At 55.4% G+C, this 19,420-nt stretch carries 11 protein-coding genes; 9 read left to right on the forward strand and 2 right to left on the reverse strand.

The features are described from left to right. The first annotated feature begins 15 nt into the window (after positions 1-15). The 4 genes from G442_RS0112720 to G442_RS0112735 are packed head-to-tail and all read left to right on the forward strand — an operon-like array spanning position 16 to position 10,677. Positions 16-6,354: a type I polyketide synthase gene (locus G442_RS0112720; protein WP_026398299.1), complete on the forward strand. Its 6,339-nt coding sequence runs from the start codon at positions 16-18 to the stop codon at positions 6,352-6,354. Further along, positions 6,351-8,156, forward strand: a complete 1,806-nt coding sequence (locus G442_RS0112725; RefSeq protein WP_026398300.1) for a fatty acyl-AMP ligase — start codon at positions 6,351-6,353, stop codon at positions 8,154-8,156. The genes G442_RS0112720 and G442_RS0112725 overlap by 4 nt, the downstream gene beginning before the upstream one ends. A 2-nt stretch (positions 8,157-8,158) precedes the next feature. Beyond that, complete coding sequence (locus tag G442_RS0112730) at positions 8,159-9,361, forward strand: autotransporter strand-loop-strand O-heptosyltransferase (RefSeq protein WP_084440579.1); 1,203 nt, start codon at positions 8,159-8,161, stop codon at positions 9,359-9,361. Continuing rightward, positions 9,358-10,677, forward strand: a complete 1,320-nt coding sequence (locus G442_RS0112735) for an autotransporter strand-loop-strand O-heptosyltransferase (RefSeq protein ID WP_035376611.1) — start codon at positions 9,358-9,360, stop codon at positions 10,675-10,677. The genes G442_RS0112730 and G442_RS0112735 overlap by 4 nt, the downstream gene beginning before the upstream one ends. Positions 10,678-11,087: 410 nt before the next feature. Here G442_RS0112735 and G442_RS0112740 read toward each other — a convergent pair whose 3' ends face one another. Continuing rightward, positions 11,088-13,487: a TonB-dependent receptor domain-containing protein gene (locus G442_RS0112740; protein WP_026398303.1), complete on the reverse strand. Its 2,400-nt coding sequence runs from the start codon at positions 13,485-13,487 to the stop codon at positions 11,088-11,090. On the opposite strand from G442_RS0112740, the gene G442_RS26175 reads away from it, so the two are divergent. The 3 genes from G442_RS26175 to G442_RS22210 all read left to right on the forward strand — a co-directional run bounded on the left by G442_RS26175 (position 13,426) and on the right by G442_RS22210 (position 15,987). Next, positions 13,426-13,725, forward strand: coding sequence for a hypothetical protein (locus tag G442_RS26175; RefSeq protein ID WP_246789442.1), 300 nt, complete (start codon positions 13,426-13,428; stop codon positions 13,723-13,725). The two genes, G442_RS0112740 and G442_RS26175, sit on opposite strands and share 62 nt — an antisense overlap. 511 nt (positions 13,726-14,236) lie before the next feature. Continuing rightward, a complete protein-coding gene (locus G442_RS0112745; RefSeq protein WP_026398304.1) occupies positions 14,237-15,514 on the forward strand; it encodes an FAD-dependent oxidoreductase in 1,278 nt (425 codons plus the stop codon). Further along, entirely contained in the window at positions 15,514-15,987 is a 474-nt protein-coding gene (locus G442_RS22210) for a c-type cytochrome (RefSeq protein WP_051292300.1), read from the forward strand. The genes G442_RS0112745 and G442_RS22210 overlap by 1 nt, the downstream gene beginning before the upstream one ends. 54 nt (positions 15,988-16,041) lie before the next feature. Here G442_RS22210 and G442_RS22215 read toward each other — a convergent pair whose 3' ends face one another. After that, on the reverse strand, positions 16,042-17,232 hold the full coding sequence (locus G442_RS22215; RefSeq protein ID WP_246789443.1) for an outer membrane beta-barrel protein: 1,191 nt from the start codon (positions 17,230-17,232) through the stop codon (positions 16,042-16,044). Positions 17,233-17,614: 382 nt separating this feature from the next. Here G442_RS22215 and G442_RS22220 point away from each other — a divergent pair, with 382 nt between their 5' ends. Continuing rightward, positions 17,615-17,704, forward strand: coding sequence for a potassium-transporting ATPase subunit F (locus G442_RS22220; protein ID WP_035376612.1), 90 nt, complete (start codon positions 17,615-17,617; stop codon positions 17,702-17,704). A 2-nt stretch (positions 17,705-17,706) separates the two neighbouring features. Next, entirely contained in the window at positions 17,707-19,413 is a 1,707-nt protein-coding gene (gene kdpA, locus G442_RS0112775; protein WP_026398305.1) for a potassium-transporting ATPase subunit KdpA, read from the forward strand. Positions 19,414-19,420: the final 7 nt, after the last annotated feature.

The following is a 19,420-nucleotide window of genomic DNA, read 5'->3' on the forward strand; positions in this document are numbered from 1 at the left end:
GTCAGCCTAACTCTCATGAGTGAGTTTAAAGCAGAGATCGCGGTCGTTGGGATCGGGTGCAGGTTTCCCGGCGGCGTCGATACGCCTGACGCGCTGTGGCGTCTGCTATGCATGCAAGTTGACGCGACGAGCGAGGTGCCTGCGGATCGCTGGAGCAACAAACGCTTCTATGATCCCGACGTCGGCGTTCCTAAAAAGACTTACATGCATCGTGGCGCCTTTCTCGATCAAAAAATAGATGAAATGGATCCGCTCTTCTTCGGAATTTCTCCGAGAGAGGCTGCGATCATGGATCCGCAGCAGCGGCTGCTTCTCGAAGTCGTATGGGAAGCTTTCGAGGACGGCGGCCATGTTCTGGCTAGGTTAGGGCCGAAACGTACGGGCGTGTTCATCGGGACCTTTTCGCTCGACTGGCTCGCTCTTTGCGGATCGCCTTTAAATCGCCTTTTAATCAACGATCATTTTTCTGCGGTCGCTGCATCGGCGACGATGCTGGCGGCCCGCATTGCCCACGTTTTCGATTTGCAGGGACCATGCCTCTCTATCGACACGGCGTGTTCATCTTCTCTCGTGGCTATACATCAGGCTTGTGCGAGCCTGCTGGCTGGTGAGTGCGATGTCGCTGTTGCGGGGGGTGTTAATCTCATGGTTGCCCCTCCTGCTGCGATCACCATGTCCAAGGGCCACTTTCTGGCGCCGGATGGCCGCTGCAAGAGCTTCGCCGCCGACGCAGACGGATACGGGCGCGGTGAGGGATGTGGCATTGTCATACTTAAGCGTTTAGAGGATGCGCGCCGCGACGGAGATTTCATCCACGGTATAATCGCAGGCTCGGGCGTCAACCAGGATGGTCGCACGCTATCGCTGACCATGCCCAGCGAGGACGCCCAAAGTTCGCTGATCCGTGCGGTGGCGGAAAGGGCGGGGATCGATCTGTCGCAGATCGGTTATATGGAGGCGCACGGGACAGGCACGCCTGTTGGGGATCCGATCGAGGTGAACGCCTTGGGCAGCGCCATCGGAACGCATCGTCCGCGTGAAGCGCCTCTGGTGATCGGGTCGCTTAAAGCCAATATTGGGCATCTGGAAGCTGCGGCCGGGGTCGCTGGCCTCATAAAGGCGCTTTTGTGCCTCCGTTATGGCGTTGCTCCGCCACAGACTAATCTATCCGCACTGAATTCATCAATTCCTTTTGAAAAGCTTGGAGTTCTTGTATCTCGAGGCGGTATGACGCCATTGTCCGGTGTATCCGGGGCTCTATATGCTGGCGTAAATTCATTCGGCTATGGCGGCACTAATGCGGTGGCCCTGCTACGCGCGCCGATCGATGGTGATGAGACGTTTACGTCGGAGCGAAGATTGGTCGCAAGACCGTCCGACCGATTCATTCTTCCACTTAGCGCAATGGGCGAAGCGCCCCTGAAGGCGCTTGCGCAATCGTACGTTGACCTTCTGAGCGACGGAAACGCGTCTGTGGAAGATATCTGTTTTTCTTCTGCAATGCACAGGACGCGTTTACAAAACCAGGCGGTTATTCTGGGGCGCGATAGGGAGCATCTCCTGTCGGGTTTGAACGAGTTGGCGCTGGGGACGGGCAGTCGTGACGTGATCGTCGGTCGGCGCCAGCACCCGGCGGAACAGAAAATTGTTTTCGTATTCTCCGGTATGGGGGCACAGTGGAAGGGGATGGGCAGACAGTTTCTCGTCGGTCTCCCTGAGGTCGTGTCTAACAGGCTTGTGCAAGTCGACGACTGTTTTGCACGTCTTGCTGGATGGTCGATTCTGGACGCGATTCGTGAATCCGATGAGATTTCGCGAATTGACGAAACGGTAGTTGCGCAGCCTGCAATCTTTTTTGTGCAGGTCGCCCTGGTAGAGCTGTTTCGTTTTTACGGAATTGAACCAGACGCCATCGTCGGACACAGCGTGGGGGAGGTCGCTGCCAGCTATGCCGCCGGTGCGCTTTCCATAGAAGACGCTGTTACAGTCATCTTTCACAGAAGCCAGACGCAGGCCCGGTTGGTCGGACGTGGCGGCATGCTGGCTGTGGGTATGTCGGGAGAAGAAGCGGCCGAGCGTTTGTTGGGAGATTATGTTGGCCGTGTTTGCGTGGCCGCGCTCAACAGCAGCAAATCCTGCACGCTTGCGGGTGACGTCAAAGCTCTTGATGAGTTGGCCGTCAGTTGTGATCGATCAAAAATTTTCAATAGAATTTTGAAGGTCGATGTTCCTTACCATAGCGATCTCATGGAGGAGATCAGGGAGGATTTTGAGAAATCCTTGCTGTCTCTCTCGCCTGCCAATCCGATCACCCCACTTTATTCGACAGTGACAGGCGCCCTGCACCGCGAGGGCGATCGGCACGACGCGCGGTATTGGTATGCGAATATGCGGCGTCCTGTACTATTTCAGAACGCAGTTCAGGCTCTTCTCGACGATAGCTATCGGGTTTTTGTCGAAATCGGCGCACATCCGGTCCTGGGTGCGCTGGTGCGCGAAGTCGCCGCTGATCACTCTGTTGACATTATACCGACGCTAAGTCGCAGGGAACCAGAAGAGACCGCTCTTGCGCGCACCGTGGCGCGCTTGTTTATGGCCGGAGCGTCGCTTGATTGGGCGCGATTGACCGGCGGCTCCCGAACGCCGCTTCCTCATTATCCGTGGGCCCGCGCCCGTTTTTGGGCCGAAACTGAGGCATCTCGGCAAGACCGGCTGGATGGCACGGTTCACCCTGTCTTAGGCATGTTTCAAACTGAGAGCGCGCAGCCGAGCTGGACGGCTGACGTGAATCACAATTATATGCCGTGGCTTCGCGATCACACGGTCGATGGCATCGTCGTGTTTCCCGCGGCGGGATTTATAGAAGGGGCCCTTGCTCTCCATCGACAACTCGATGCTGCAAACGGTGTCATTCTCGAAGATCTGGATATTTGCCAGGCGCTTCTACTGGATGGCGTTGCTCCGCCGACACTGGAGTGGGTGTTCAATCCAGAAACGAGGACGGCGACTGTCTCCTCACGAGCAGGGAACGACGGCGAAGGTGAATGGGTCCGGCATTGCGGCCTCCGTCTGTTGTCTAGCCAGCCGTGGGATGATTCTTTGCGTGGCCAGGAAGGTGCGCTCGACGACGCGATGCACAACGTTTCTGTCGAAGCCTTTTATGAACGAATTGCAAAACTAGGCCTGTCCTACGGGCCGGCGTTTCAGGTTGTGCGCGAGCTGAAAGTCGGTAGTGCCACAGCGTTTGCCCGCCTTGTTCTTTCCGAGCCCGAACAGCAACGAGATTCCGAATATTTTCTGCACCCCGCTTTGCTGGATGGCGCTTTTCAGACGCTGATCGGCGCAGGGCATAGCATCAGCGAAGATCGCGTTTTCGTGCCGACTGGCGCGCGGAGAATCGTTTATCGTGGAGGGCGACACGCTGCGTTGATAGCGCGGTCGACGATCACGAAACGCGCTCCGAACAGAATAGAAGGCGATATAAATATTTTCGCCGAAGACGGCGCTCTCGTGGCTGAGATTCGCGGATTTGTTGCGACCGCCGTGCCGCAGATGCATGCGCTTCTTACGGCCGGTGATACGGCGGGCCATTTCTATCGGCAGATCTGGATCGACAGCGAATTGTCGGCGGTCCTTGCTGAGCCACTGAACGTACAAACGTGCTGCCTTGATATGGATTTCCTTGATCGCCTGAGCAGGATTATGCGCGGGCAGGGAATGACGGCCAATCCGATCGACCTGGAGGGACCATCCTCCGGGCACACGAACTCCCCGAGCTCATCTCGCGACGTAGTGCTTTATGTTTGTTCGGACCGAGAACCTGACACATGGGGAGGTTCGCGTTTCCTGTCGTGCGTGAACGCCATGGTTCGTGGGTCAGAGACCGGCTCCTCACCGCGTTTCATCCTTGTGACCCAGGGAGCCGTATCGCCTGACCAGCGTTCTGGCGAACCTGTAAATGTAAGGCAGGCCGCCGTCCGTGGGTTTGCGCGGGCTCTTGCGGCAGAACGGCCGGAACTTGCTGTGCGGTTTGTCGACGTCGGGGTGGATGCCGACGATGCGGTGTTACGCCAACTCTGCGCTGAACTGGTTCAAGAAGACACCGAGGATGACGTTATATTGCGGCCGGGGCGTCGCGCCGTAGGACGCCTGTCCCGATGCGACGTCATTCCTGATCGTGGCGTCACGCCGTTTACTGCCGACGAGACAACCAATGGAGAAATCGTTGGCGTGCGTCTTGCGGCGTCGTCCTCAGGCAGTCTCGATCGCCTGCGCCACGAACGTTTTGTGTGCCCCGTCCCGGGTCCGGGGCAGGTTCAATTCAGAACACTTGCCGCGTCGCTGAACTTCAAGGACGTGCTGAAGGCCATGGGGCTGTTGCCGCATAGCGTCGTGGAGAACACGTTTCATAGCGATGGTCTCGGGATGGAGGCGAGTGTGGAGGTCCTCGCCATCGGCGAGGGGGTAGATAATTTCGAGCCAGGTCGGCGCTACGTCGTTTCATGGCCCGGATGTTTTTCCTCTTGTTTCACGGCGTCCGCCGCTGACATTTTTGCGTTGCCGATTGAAGGGTTGGGCTCGCCTTCCGAGGCCGCGACCCTGCCGGTCGCATATGTGACAGCGTGCTACGCCTTGACGAGGCTGGCGCGGCTTGAGGCCGGTGAGGCGGTGTTGATTCATGCGGGCACCGGAGGCGTCGGACTCGCTGCGATAGAACTTGCGCGCGGGATTGGCGCCCGGGTGTTCGCTACTGCGGGCTCCGACGAAAAACGGGAATATCTTCGTCGGCTTGGATGTGAAGGCGTGTGGAGTTCCCGCACACTGGCGTTTGCGGACGGCATGCGGGAAAAAACGAACGGGCGCGGTGTCGACGTCGTCCTGAACTCGCTGGCTGGCGAGGCGCAAATCGAAAGTCTGAACGCTCTGGCTCCTTACGGGCGGTTTGTGGAGATCGGTAAGAAAGATATTCTTGAAAGACGCGGCCTGGCCCTTGCGCCGTTTAACGAAAATCTCTCTTTTTTCTCCTTGGATCTCGACCGCATGATGGTGGAGCGACCTGCACTTATAAGGTCCTTGCTGTCAGAAGTGGCCTCGTTGCTGGGGAGTGGGAAGGCGCGTCCTCTACCGTTCAGAGCGTTTGCTCCGGCGGAGGCGTCCGAAGCTTTTCGTTTTCTTGCATCGACGAAGCATATTGGAAAAGTCATTCTGGACTACGCACGATTGGCAGGCGTGATGGCAGCGCCGTTGCCTCGCCAACAGCCAAGCGTTCGAGCGGATGCGACTTACCTTGTCACAGGTGGGTTGAGCGGCTTCGGTTTAATGACGGCCCGGTGGTTGGTGGAGCAAGGCGCAGAAAACCTCGTTTTGCTCGGCCGCCGCGGCGCCGATGAGGCCGGCTTTGAACAGAATTGGTCGTCGTTTGGTGCGTCGGGCATCAGTGTCCAGACTGTCGCGGCGGATGTTGCAGACGAAAACGCAATGAAGGAAGTTCTGAACGACATCACAAGAACAATGCCGCCATTGCGAGGTGTTTTCCATTGTGCGGCAGTTCTCGAAGATGCATTGCTTCATAATCTTGACGAAGAGAGCGTGGGCCGGGTCATGAGGCCAAAAGCGGAAGGCGCGCTGGTTCTGGATCGTCTGACGCGCGGCTTGGCGCTGGATTATTTCGTTCTCTACAGTTCCGTGACAACACTTCTTGGGAACGTTGGGCAAGCTGCTTATATAGGCGCAAACGCCGTGCTGGAGGCCGTGGCGGTCAATCGTTGGAATGCAGGCGAGGCTGCGATTGCGGTGGATTGGGGCGCAGTCGCAGACGTCGGAATGTTGACCCGCAACCCTGCAGCCGCACGCTCACTGGAAATCGCGGGCATCGAGGCCGTCTCGGCGCCGCATGCGCTTAGTGCGCTGCCAGATATGTTGAAGCTGGAAATTCCGAACGTAGCGTGCGCGAAGATAAATTGGAATCAATGGGTCAAAGTGGCGCCCGGCGGAGAGTCGCTTGCGCGTTTCTCCCAGGTTCGGACAGTTCTGGAGCGCGGTTCAGCGAACGGTGAGCGGTTAGTCGAGCTTTTGGCGTTGCCAGATGAACAGCGCCTGCCTTACGTCGTGGACAACGTGAAAGCATTGATCGCGCAGACTTTGCATCTGAACGTAAGCGCAATAGACGAAAGGGCAAGGTTATCGGAGTTGGGGATCGACTCCCTTGCCGGGGTCGAATTGCAGACAGCGTTTAGACTCGAATTCGGTGTGGAGATATCGATTCTTGTGTTGGCGCGAGATGAGACAATACAAAAAATGTCGGAATTTTTGTTAAATAAGATTTCTGTTGGGCAGGCGTCACGTTTACCATGAACCAGACTTTTCAGACCGTAACGTCGGCGCAGGGTGAGGAGATACTGGACTGGCGGTCGAACACGATTATTCATGCGCTCTCTTATTACGCGCATGTGTCGCCCGATTTGCAGCTCTATACACTGCTGGGCGATGGAGAAAATGAAACGGATTCTGCGACGGCTGAGCAGCTGGCGGTCGGATCGCGGGCAATGGCAGGGTGGTTGAGGCGTTTGCTGCCACATGGCGCGCGCGTGATTCTTCTATACGAAAACAGCCTTGATTACATTCGTGGCCTACTCGGGTGTCTGAGTGCGGGCTTAACGCCAGTTTCGGGCGTATATCCGAAAGCATTCGGCGCACGTGATCGATTTTTAGCGATTAGAGATGATTGCCAGGCAAAGGCAGTGATAGGTAATCGCTCGGTGCTCGCAGAATTTCAGCCTGTATGTCCAGATATATCTGGTTGTGAGCGATTGTTGTGGATACCGACTGATAAAATCCGCTCTGGCGAAGACCTCTATATCGTTCCATCGCATGATGATCTCGCATTGATTCAATACACGTCCGGGTCAACACGGACGCCGCGAGGCGTTATGCTCTCTCACAGAAATATCGTGCATAATCTGTTTCGTCAGGCCGAGACGTTCGGGTACCGGCGGGGAGATTGTGGCGTTAACTGGCTGCCTCTCTCGCACGACATGGGACTGATCGGCGGCGCCCTTATGACATTGGCGGCGGGCGGGCGATGCGTTCTTCTTTCCCCCGAACATGTAGTGGAAAGTCCGATAAGATGGCTCCGTGCAATTAGCCGCTATCGGGCGACGTTGTCTGGTGGGCCGAATTTCGCTTATGGCATGTGCGCGCGTTTGAACTCCTCGTCGGAGTTCCATGATCTCGACTTGTCGTCATGGGAGGTGGCGTTCAATGGCGCGGAGTATATACATCCAGAGACAGTAGCGAATTTTTCTTCAAAATTTTCGCGATATGGATTTAAAGCGAGCGCATTTTTTGCGTGTTATGGACTTGCTGAGGCGACATTGCTGGTGACGGCCTCAAGTCGAGGAAAGGGCATTGAATTTCAAAGTTTTTCTCGAACAAATCTAGCTGATGGGCGGGCGAAAGAGCCTTCCGACGTTCATGACGCGAGACTTCTGGTTTCATGTGGAGTTGCACCGACTGATGTTCACGTCTGTATCACGGAAGAGAACACCGAGGCCGTGCTTCCAGAGGGAAGCATTGGCGAGATCCGTGTCAGTGGCCCGGGGGTTGGTCTCGGCTATGTTAACAGGCCATTTGAGAACACGACTGTCTTCGCAGCGTACGTTCCAGGAACCACGACACCATATTTAAGGACGGGCGATAGCGGATTTATCCTGGATGGCGCGCTATACGTTACTGGTCGACAGGATGGTCGGATCATCATCGAAGGGAAAGCTTACGAACCTGAAGACGTAATAGCGTGTCTTGAATCTTTTCAGAATGATATCCGCCTGTTTTCCACGGTGGTATTCGTGGAGACTATCGACGATCAACCGCATCTGGTGATCGCCGCCGAGTCGGCCGCCGTTCCGTTGTTGGAGCCGGAGATTTTAGGGCGCGCGATTGGGGAGGCGCTTTGCGCCATTTATCCGGTTAAGGGATGCAGGTGCATTTTTCTTAAAGTGGGCGCTGTTTTGAAAACGCCGAGTGGAAAGGTCCGTATGACCGAGACCAGAGACGAGCTTTTGCGGGGTAGCATTTCAGCAATATCCCAATATTTCTATATCGCATCCGGCTCGGCAAAAGTCCGTATATTGCAAATTTCGGAGGACAAAATTTGAGCATGAGTCAGGAAACGTTATCTCCCAAAATAATCACGCAGAAGAGTGAGAGTGACGGTTCCTTCCTGACGAACAAAGGGCCTGAGGGGTTACACTTCGACTTCAATGACGGTTGCAGGCTGTCGTTGCCGCCAGGCGACTGGCATGTGACTCTCCGAGACATGGATACGAAATCTGTTTTGTTTTCTTCGCCTGTTGCGCAGGGCGTCGTACAAAGCGCGAAGCGTTATTATTTGAAATTCGAAATAGAAATCAAAAAAAATGGCAAACTCATTTTCTCACATGAGATGAATCTTGAGGGGCGGCCCGTCTTGATCAGGATGCGCCAGGGCGGAATTGGCGATCATCTCGCCTGGTTGGGGCATGTAGCCGAATTTCAACGCCGACATAAATGTGCGCTCACTTGTGTGATTCGTCCTGATCTATTGGAATTGCTACAGACTGAATACCCGGATATTCGTTTGGTGTCTTCGGATGAAGAGGCGGGGGGTGGGTATTACGCTTCGTATAACGTGCTTATTTTTTACAATGACTCAGAAAAAAATCACACGCCGATTGATTACCGCGCAGTTGGCCTTGAAAAAAATGCGGCGCTCATATTGGGGTTGCCTATAATTTCTCGTCGGCCGACCGTAAAGATTCAAGAGGGTGGCCGTCCCGTCGCGGAACCTTATGTCTGCATCGCGACGCAGGCGACGTCGCAGGCCAAGTACTGGAACAATCCTGTCGCGTGGCGTGCGGTGATCCAGTTTCTAAAAAAATCCGGATATCGTGTATTTTGCATCGACAGGGAGAGGGTTAACGGACGGGGGACAATCTGGAATTATCTTCCTCACGGAGTTGAAGATTTGACAGGTCCGGCGCCTTTAAGTGAACGCGCCCGATGGTTAAAACACGCAGATTTTTTTATTGGCCTTTCGAGTGGTTTGTCGTGGCTGGCGTGGGCGTCGGAAACACCGGTTGTTATGATAAGCGGTTTTACGGCGCCGTATAATGAATTCGAAACGCCCTATCGCATCTTGAATTGGAATGTTTGTAATGGATGTTCCAATGATGTCCGGTGCCAATTGGATGTGACCGACTTTTTTTGGTGCCCGCGGTTGGGGAATACAGATCGGAGATTCGAGTGCACGAGGGGAATTTCTCCCAATCAAGTCATCGAAACAATAAAAACTATTCCAGAGTTTAGAAAGGCGACGTCATGAGCGAAACTGGCGCGTTGGATATCTTCAAGACGATTATGGACGCTGGTAAGGGAGGTGCGGAGCGTGCAGCGACTGCGGTAGCGCCGCCGGAGCCATTGGTTGTGACCTCACTGGCGACAACTGCAAAAGCCGAACGCCCGAATTTTCCCCCACCGGCGTCAATTCCGACACAATATGGTTCTGAGGGTATTCGCTTCGATTTCAATCAGGGCATTCGTGTTCTCGTTCCGGAGGGAAAGTGGAGAGTGCGTCTGACGGATATTGACGCTGAGGTCGTCATATTTGACGGCGAAGGTGAGTCTTGTCTTTTTCAAAGCCGAAAACAGCATTTTCTTAACGCCAAAATAGAGGCGTTCAAAGACGGAAAAATGGTCTTCGAGCATTCTTACGATGCACGAAATCAGAAAGTGGCGGTAATTCTTCCCGGGGGCACCGTGGGCGATACTATCGCGTGGTTTCCATATGTCGTCCATTTTGCCCGGAAACACTCGTGCGACGTTTCAGTCATGCTTTCACCTCATATGAAGGAACTTCTGGAGCCTTCGTATAAGGAGATCAGATTTCTCGTTCAGGACGAGTTCGATAATTTCGCCGCGGAGTTCTATGCGACTTATTATATAGGTCTTTTCTTCGGAGACGAAGACAACTCCTGGCAGCCTGCAGATTTTCGTATGGTCGGTCTTCATAAGACCGCGGCTTACATTCTTGGGGTGCCTCCTGTGGAGGAGCCGCCCAAATTGCTGATCGATGACGAGAGGCCAATTGCTGAACCATATGTCGTGATTGCGTGTCAGGCCAGCACGCAATGTAAGTACTGGAATAATCCGCTTGGCTGGCTTGAGGTCGTCGATTATCTGAAGGGGATCGGTTACCGCGTAATCTGCATAGACAAGGACCCTGTCTATGGACAGGGCATGCACTGGAACCACATCCCGCATGGAGTTGAAGACGAGACGGGGCAACGTCCCTTGATTGAGCGCGCTCGATGGTTAAAGCATGCTGAGTTTTTTGTCGGTCTGTCGAGCGGATTATCCTGGTTGGCGTGGGCGGCGGAAATTCCTGTTGTTTTAATTTCTGGTTTTACGCATCCTTTAAATGAGTTTTTTACGCCATATCGCGTTTTTAGTACTCATGTTTGTAATAGCTGTTGGCATGACATAAGATACCCCTTTGTGCATAACGATTTTTTATTTTGTCCTCGACATGCCGGCACTGATCGACAATTCGAGTGCACGCGCTCTATAACATCTAGGCACGTAATAGACATGGTAGACTCGCTCGTTTTGAGATCCGCGATGCGCAGTTCGGATGTGTAATCACACCTATAAACAATTCGCGTTTATTTCGTCTGAAGTGATTGTCGAGGTATCGGGATTTTGGTAATTTAAGCGTTCATCCTATATTGTTTCTAAATTAAAATTTGATGTATTCGTTGTTGTGCGGCATGAAGTATAATTTCTGCCGGATGTGCCGTAACCTTCGATGGTATGAATCGATCTGTCTGTCTTCAGGCAATTCGACTCCGTGCGGGTGTTTTTGCGACGTTGAAATTCCCTAATTTATCACGATAATTCATATATCATGTTTGCAGAAATTTTGTGAATGATAAAGGGAATCTCGACCAGACTCATTGACCGATGCGTCGAGACAGCGGCACCATGTGGCGAACCTCAATAGCGGTCGGTCAAGGCGCTTATGCCGCCGTCGACGTAGTGGAAATTATACTTCAAAACGACGCGTTGATGCGTCCGTAGTAATATCCGCCGTTTATCGGAACCTGGCCGTTGGTGTCGTAAAGAGCGCCAGTGCTTCTGACAAATTCCGGCAATTTTCGTGGGCGAACGTTGAAGATATCGTTTGCGCCGACCGCGAAGTGCCAGACTCGGTTAAGACGATAACCGACTTCCAGATCTGTCAACCAAAGCGGCGTATTTTTGAAAGCATAGAAGCAGGAGTTCGACGCACGTAGACTACCGCCCGTTGAACATGTGAGCGTCGTGTCGGTCCAGTCCGAATAGGTCATCATGTCGGTCGTTTCGCCGTAACGAGTCTGGCGAACGTTCACGTCCCAGGAACCTACGGTGTAGAACGCGTTCAGAATGATCTTGCTGCGCGGAGAGGCGGTTGTGAGGTAACCGATCGTTTGCGCGTTCAGTAGCGGGCTGCCGGTACTGGATCGTCCATTATGATGCAGGCGCGTGCGGTTGAGATCCAGACCCATGGATAACGCCAATGTGCCGTATTTATGGAGATGAAACGTGTAGTCGGCCTTGATATCAAGGCCCTGGGTCCGCGTGCTGGCGCCATTAGAAAAATAGTAAGCCGAGACACTGTTCAAATCGAGGCTGCTGGTCGGCAGAGTGTAACCCATGGCTTCGATTGCCTGCTGCGCCAGGGCGCCTTTGGTCGTGCCGCCCTGCACAATGCGGTCACGTAAATTGATCTGGTAGACATCAGCTTCGACATGAAGGCCATCTATTGGCTCTACCACGACGCCTCCGCTCTCGCTGAGCGAGCGTTCAGGCTTTAATGGCGACGCGCCGAGGATTCTCGCGGCTTCCGAACTCACTGGCAGGAGGCCGGAGGCGGCCGTGGGCGAGACGCTCATGGCGCTATAATGCTGCTCCATCATCGTAGGCGCGCGAAAACCGGTGGCGATGGTGCCGCGGATCGCGATGCGGTGGGTGAAGTCATAACGTGTGGAGATCTTGCCGTTCTCGGTGTTGCCGACATCCGTATAATGCTCGAACCGCCCGGCCAAATCGACGTCCCACTTCTTCGTGAAATGGAAGTCGCCGTCGACGTAGCCAGCCCAGATATCTCGGCTCCATGAGCCTGCGCTCTGTGGACCAAGCCCGGCGTAACCTTGTGCGCCGCCGACCTGATAGGAAGGCGGATCGCCAGCCGTAATATCGTAGGTTTCCAGGCGATGTTCGGCGCCAAAGGCCAAAACCATCGGTACGGTATGAGCGATGTTGATGCGCCGTCGAAAATCGGCGTTGTTCGTCCATTGGCCGAAACGATATGTTTCGGCGCGCACTTTGGTAGGTGACCAGCCGCATCCCCACGCGGAGTAGTATCCACTGGACGGGTTCGTCGAACAGGTGGAGGCGAGCATGCCGGGGATAGCGGTATTCTTGTTATAGATACGGTCCTCATCGGCGCCGTATGTTGTGCTGAGATCCCAATTGAAGCCGAGGAAATTGTCCCCTTTCAGGCCCAACGTAGCGGAGTAGTCGTTTTCCTCAATAGTTTCGATGGGAGAGAACCCGTTCGGCCAGATAGTCGGCGCGATCGTCGGGATGCGATAGTTCTGGATAGCTTCTGCATGCCGATGGGCATAGGTGATCAGGCCATAGAAATTGATCCCGTCCGTGATGGGTTTTCCCCAGTCGATTCCCAGATTTTCGCGTGTTTCTTCAGGCGTGCTGGTGATTTGGTTCGAGTTGACCGGGACTGACTTCGCATTGGCGACCACGCCTGTGTAGTAGCCGACGGTATAAGCGTTCTTTGGCCAACTGCCGATAAGCCGGTGATCGCGGACAAACGGGATCATGTGATCCGTATGGTACATCTGCCCGCTCAGATGCAGGTACCCGTCCTTGCCGAGCTTCAGCCCGCCATCTATGTCAATCTGATACTGCCAGCCATCGCCGTTGTAAGCGTTCGCGCCGGTCTGGGCGCTCATATTCAGCCCGTGATCCTGCTTCTTGGTGATGATGTTCACGACGCCTGCGATGGCGTCCGACCCGTACATCGCAGCGGCGCCATCTTCGAGCACTTCTATGTGGTCGATAGCGTTGGCGGGAATCATGTTGAGATCCACCGGACTGGAGCCGAATTGCGGACCGCTGTTCTGGACGACGTTGGCGGTTGTGTGGCGACGCTTTCCGTCCACCAACACTAACACTTCGTTCGGATTGAGTCCTCGCATCCGAATTGATGAAGTCAGGGCCGCTGTGTCGCTTCCCTTGGCCATGATGTTGATCGATGGATAGGTGCGGGCAAGCGCGTCCGCGAGATTCATCTGCCCAGACCGGCGTAGCGTCGCGGCGGTTACTACAGTGACGGGGCTCGAACTGTCTCGTGCATGTCTGTTGCTGGAGTGCGTACCTGTTACGATCACCGCTTCGCCGGCGTCGGTTGAAGCCCGGTATCCGACGCGTCCGGCTGACGCAGGCGCGGCGGTTCTAGAGGAAATGCCAGCCGACATGGCTGGCGACTTGGCTGTTCGGGTTGCTTTAGTGCGGGGAGAATGGATGGACGTCCTGGTTTTGTCGGAGCCGGTCGCAGCGGCGGCAAGGTCCGCGTTCTGGCCGAAACCGGCTGCACAGATCGTAGCGGCCAGGAAATACCGTCTGTAGGGCATAATTTGTTTCAACCTCGAAATGTAATGAGGGAAACGTAATCAAGAGTCCGAAAAATTGATTTACATATTATTGCTGAGGTCGGTGTGCAGTATTATGTTACGAAATAGAAATTATATGTCGAAATGGAAGGCGAGATTGACTGGGCGAATGAAGAAAATCTGTGAAACATATGTGGGAGAGTACTCGATGCGACGTAAACGTGGGTCTTGAACCCAGGGGGCACCCGGGTTTCTCTGCTTGCCTGCAGTGTTGGGGGCTTTCTCTCGATCCGTATCGCGGTGTGTGATTTTTGTTGCGACTTTACAATGACATCCGGTGACTGCATGATGTGTGGGATTGGCAGTCGTCGTCGCCTCGCTTAACCGGGGCAACGTGCACCGGACTATTCACCATATTTTTGTGCTGTATGCGGTTGCCTGACTGATGATCGGCGAGCGGCGTAAAGCCGGAAATGATCAACATGACGGGTTTTGGTGTTGAAAGTGCACTGGGGAAATTCGATATCGTGAGACGTAGAGACGTGTTTGCAGGCTCCCTGGCGCTGGGCGGTCTGGCTGCGGGGCGGGCTCTGGCTTCAGATCCGACCGGCGCGGGGCTTCCTGCAGGCTCTGGGGCCGGTGCGAAAGCGACAGGCGAATCTGAACGCACGGCGTTGCCAGGAACTATTCCTCCTCTCGTTCCCATCCGTGCGCATGTGGATCAGATCGTTGACATCAAGGTCTGTCTGCGCCCGTTTCGACCGATGGGTCCCCGTCTCGACGTGGAACGGATCGGTGACAAACTCGTCGTCCATAATTATGGGCATGGGGGGAGCGGTTGGTCGCTATCCTGGGGATCCGCAGAGATTGCGGTCGGTAAGGCGTTGACCGCTCTCCCCAGGCAGGTGGCGGTGATCGGTTGCGGGATCGTCGGGCTGACTTCGGCTCTGGTGGCTCAACGAGCCGGGCTGGATGTGACGATCTATACCAAAGATATGCTGCCGCATACACGTTCGGTGCGCGCCAACGGTAGCTGGACGCCCGATTCCCGGATAGCTCTGACCACTCCGGCAGGGCCGGAGTTTGGCGATCTGTGGGAGCGGATGGCGCGCTATTCCTGGAAGTCGTATCGCGATTATCTGGGGCTGCCCGGGAATCCGATCGAATTCCGCGATAGTTACATTCTTTCGGATAAGCCGTTTGGTTCTACACAGGAGTTCGCCTCTACGGGGCCGGGCGACTATGCCTCGAACGGCATGCCGCGGTCCGCGTCGGAGTTTGCGCATTATTCGGACCGCATTCGTGATGTGATCCCGGCCGCCGAAGTAATCGCGGGGCATGACAACCCGTTTCCGGCTGCATACGCCAAGCGTGAAGCTGTGATGATTTTCAATTTTGGCGGTTACGGGCATTTGCTGCTGTCAGAATTTTATCAGGCAGGAGGCAAGGTGGTGATCCGGGAGTTTCATACGCCGGCCGATTTAAAAGGATTGAAGGAAAAAGTGGTCATCAATTGCCCCGGTCTCGCTGCCCGCGACTGGTGGAGTGACAAGACGTTGATCCCTGTGCGAGGGCAGACTGCGTGGTTACCGCCGCAGCCAGATGTAAAGTACGGCGTGCGGTATAATGGCGTATCGGCGCTGTCTAAAAGCGACGGTATCTTGATTCAGGGGTTCAATGCGTCAGGACTTGGCGAGATGGACGGCGTCGGTAACAGCTTCGAGCACGCGGATCGGGTAGAAGCAGAAAACGCAGTTACGACGATTGGAGGTCTATTCTCACGTTTTTCTCCGAGGCGTGGATGATGGCGTTCAACGCGTTGCGCCGCCGCGGAGTGTTGCTGTCAGCTTGCGTCGTGGTGGGAGGATTAGTGTGCGCGCCGCAAGTCAGAGGCGCTGAACGGACAGGCACCGTTAGCTACACTGCGGAGCAGGCCGAGCACGGGGCTGCGCTTTACAAGCAGAATTGTGCGGTGTGCCATGGCGGGACTCTCGACGGGGCGTTCGACACGCCGTCCCTGCGAGGGCGACTGATCTCCAACTGGTCAGGGACGACGTTGGATAAAGTGTTCCACTATATATCAAAGGCGATGCCGCTGTTTGCACCGGGAAGCCTCAAGCCGGCGGACAATGCTGCGATCGTCGCGTTCATACTTCGCGAGAATGACGTGGCTCCGGGACCGAGGGAACTTCCTTCGGATGAAGGTGCGTTGAAAAAAATATCGTTTCCATCCGTCGGTGGCAAAAGAGCAAAAAAAACTTCATCCACGTCTCCATAAATTAAGAATTAATTCCGGTGAATCGTGTGGTGTAGGAGTCTGTTTTCAGAGTTTTTAAAACCCGAGCGTGATGTCGAGCCCAAACGTGAACTGTCCCGTGTTCCGCAGGTCGTTAAATGGTTTAGTGCCGTTGAGCGAGCGATCGAAGCGGATCTCGGGCCGGAGTGCGAATTGCTTGATATGACGCCCCAGGGCCGGCCGCCATGCCGCCCCCAATGTTAGCGCGCCGAATGTCGTGGGCGGGGCGGATTGCGTGCTCGTCGCCTTGCCGAGAACCGTCTGCATGTAGGCGTTATTTGCGATAAAGGATGTGACAAGCAGCCCGGTGTTGTCCCGATAGATTTCACCGCGATAATTAAGCGTGAGAGACGGAGTGATCTGATAGGAGAGGTAGCTGACGAAACTGTAGGCGTCGGCGCGCAATCCTTCATCGTGCAGCACGTTGAACTCCGCAGTGGCGGAAAGCCTGTCAGAGATTTTATAGTTTGCGCTCAGGTCGTTCCAGAAACGCTGATCTGATCCGGCTTTCGGTCCCAGCGCCCGGACGGCGTTTTCGGGACCGACGCGGCCCAGGTAGGTGAGGGAAAGCTTTCCTTGAGCAAGACCGTTGATTGCGAGGCCAAAATACCCTGCGGCCGCATTGTTGTTGTCGCCTTTTCCGAAGGAGACCTGATTGCCTGAGTCGACGCCGAAAAGCGCGTCCAGATGGTCGGTCAGATGCCATTGAAACATGGCCCCGACGTGCTCGAACGGCGTTGAATATTCGGTGGTATAGGACAACGTGTAGAATGGCCGCAATGACGGGTCGAGCGCTTCGACGCCCATGGGTGACGCGAGTATCCCGGCTTGCATATCGAGTCCGTGACGTGTCGCCCACGGGAAATGAAGGTCCAGATGGGCTTGAGGAATGATGAACTGATAGCGGTTGGCTATGGCTCTGTCGGTGATCCCGGCAATATTGAAATATCTGCCGTCCGCGCCGTAGAGCCCGCGTATGAGAAAACCGACTTCATATTTCGCCGAAGTTGTGTCGACGGCGCGCGCGACCGTCAGCGTCACCTGGTCGAGTTGCGGCTGGTTGGCCTTGTCGCCGAAAAACTGCCCGAAATTTACGCCGTTGGCCGGCCGCGCCGGGTTGGCGTTTATTCCGCCTTCGATCTGGGCGGCGAAGGTGATGGCGTCAAGCCAAGAGTTCGAGGTTTCAGCGTTCGCCTGTCGAGAAAAAACTGAAAATACGATAGACAAAAAAACGGTTTTTGATCGTCTTCCGAGCCAGTTTCTGGTGGGAGGAAAAGGCTTTACCATAAAACATGCTCGCATGATGAAGATGTCGCAGACGGCCGCACAGGCTCTTCTCCTGTGCGTGATGGCCGTGCCGCAGTTACGACGCGCGAAACGCAGGCGCCAAGATCCACACTCTGACGCGGCGGCGGTTTTCCTTAAATTCATATAAGTTTCCTATATGGGACGATTGCGCTGCCTCTGTCATCCCTATGCCCTTCGCCGGGATAATCGCGCTCCTGTCGAAGGGAGCATTTTTTCATGCTGGATATCTTCTACCTCGCGCTTGGCGCACTCGGTCTGGCCGTGTGCATGGGCTACGTCTCGGTTTGCGTAAGGATCTGACATGACGTTCGAACTTATCTTGGCGAGTGGCGTGACGCTGGGCCTGCTGGCCTATGTCATCGCCGTTCTGCTGCGACCGGAGAAATTCTGACGATGTCTATCTCCGGATGGGCGACAATCGCGGCTTTCCTCATCTGCGTCATTGCGATGACGAGACCGCTCGGCGGTTATCTCAAACGTGTCCTCGAGGGAGAGCGGCATTTTCTGGCGTATGGCCTCGGGCCGATCGAGCGCGTGTTCTATCGCCTCGCAGGCGTGTGTCCCCGTGAGGAACACTCCTGGTCGCAATACGCTTTCGCAGTCCTGGCCTTCAAGGTTTTATGCTTTCTGGCCGTGTACGCCCTGCTTCGTCTGCAGGCGCAGCTTCCGCTGAATCCTACAGGCATGAGCGCGGTGGCTCCGGATCTTGCCTACAACACGGCCATGAGTTTTGTGACGAACACCAACTGGCAGAGTTACAGCGGCGAGACGACCATGAGCCATCTCAGCCAGATGCTTGCTCTGACCGTACAGAACTTCGTTTCTGCGGCGGCGGGAATCGCCATCGCAGCCGCTGTCATTCGCGGTTTCGCGCGTCGAAGCGCGGCCGCCATCGGCAATTTCTGGGTCGATCTGGTTCGGGCGACGTTCTATGTGCTGTTGCCGGCCTGCGTTATCCTGACCCTGTTTTTCGTAGTCCAGGGCGTGCCGCAGACGCTTCTGGGTTCTGCGCAGGCGCTCACGCTTGAAGGCGCGCGTCAGACGATCGCGCTCGGCCCCGTCGCTTCGCAGGAAGCGATCAAGATGCTCGGCACGAATGGCGGCGGCTTCTTCAATACGAATTCCGCCCACCCGTTCGAAAATCCGAACGCCTTGACGAACTTCGTGCAGATGCTCTGCATTTTCGCGATAGGCGCTGGTTTGACGAATATGTTCGGCCGCATGGTCGGCAAGGAAAGGCAGGGATGGGCGATCTTTTCGGCCATGACCGCGCTTTTCCTCGTGGGCGTCAGCATTCTCTACTGGTCCGAAGCGCACGCCAATCCTCTGCTGACTGCGTTGGGCGTGGACCCATCGCTGGGGAATATGGAGGGGAAGGAAGCACGTTTTGGAGTCGCTGCGTCCGCTCTTTTCGCGACGGTCACGACCGACGCTTCCTGTGGCGCGGTCAACGCCATGCATGAAAGCTTCCTGCCGCTGGGAGGGATGGTTCCTCTTATTAACATGATGCTTGGAGAGGTGATTTTCGGGGGCGTGGGCGCCGGTCTTTACGGCTTTATCCTGTTCGCCATCATCGCCGTGTTCATGGCGGGCCTGATGGTCGGCCGGACGCCGGAATATCTGGGGAAAAAGATAGAATCTCGTGAAATCAAGATGACCATGCTGGCGGTTTTGTGTCTGCCGCTGGTCATGCTCGGCTTCACTGCGGTGGCTGTCGTCGTCAAACCGGGTCTCTCGGCTCTTTCAGCGTCAGGTCCGCACGGTTTCACGGAGGCGCTCTATGCCTACACGTCCGCCGCCGCGAATAACGGAAGCGCGTTCTCCGGGCTTACGGCGAACTCCTTCTGGAATGCGACTCTTGGCCTCGGCATGATGATCGGTCGCTTTTTCGTCATCGTGCCCGTTCTGGCCATCGCAGGGGCCATGGCTGCGAAAAAAGTAGCTGCGCCTACGCCGGGGACGTTCCCGACCGACAACGGTCTTTTCATAGGTCTCGTAACCGGCGTGATTCTTATCGTCGGCGGACTGACTTTTCTTCCTGCACTCGCTCTGGGGCCAATCGTCGAGCATCTCGAAATGCTCCACGGCTCAGCGTTCTAAGGAGCGC

It is taken from the genome of Acetobacter nitrogenifigens DSM 23921 = NBRC 105050, from assembly GCF_000429165.1.
Classification (GTDB): domain Bacteria; phylum Pseudomonadota; class Alphaproteobacteria; order Acetobacterales; family Acetobacteraceae; genus Acetobacter; species Acetobacter nitrogenifigens.

Excerpts from the sequence above, each read along its gene's own strand:
- G442_RS0112720 (WP_026398299.1), top strand. The coding sequence starts at position 16 with ATGAGTGAGTTTAAAGCAGAGATCGCGGTCGTTGGGATCGGGTGCAGG.
- G442_RS0112725 (WP_026398300.1), top strand. The coding sequence starts at position 6,351 with ATGAACCAGACTTTTCAGACCGTAACGTCGGCGCAGGGTGAGGAGATA.
- G442_RS0112730 (WP_084440579.1), top strand. The coding sequence starts at position 8,159 with ATGAGTCAGGAAACGTTATCTCCCAAAATAATCACGCAGAAGAGTGAG.
- G442_RS0112735 (WP_035376611.1), top strand. The coding sequence starts at position 9,358 with ATGAGCGAAACTGGCGCGTTGGATATCTTCAAGACGATTATGGACGCT.
- G442_RS22210 (WP_051292300.1), top strand. The coding sequence starts at position 15,514 with ATGGCGTTCAACGCGTTGCGCCGCCGCGGAGTGTTGCTGTCAGCTTGC.
- G442_RS22220 (WP_035376612.1), top strand. The coding sequence starts at position 17,615 with ATGACGTTCGAACTTATCTTGGCGAGTGGCGTGACGCTGGGCCTGCTG.
- kdpA (WP_026398305.1), top strand. The coding sequence starts at position 17,707 with ATGTCTATCTCCGGATGGGCGACAATCGCGGCTTTCCTCATCTGCGTC.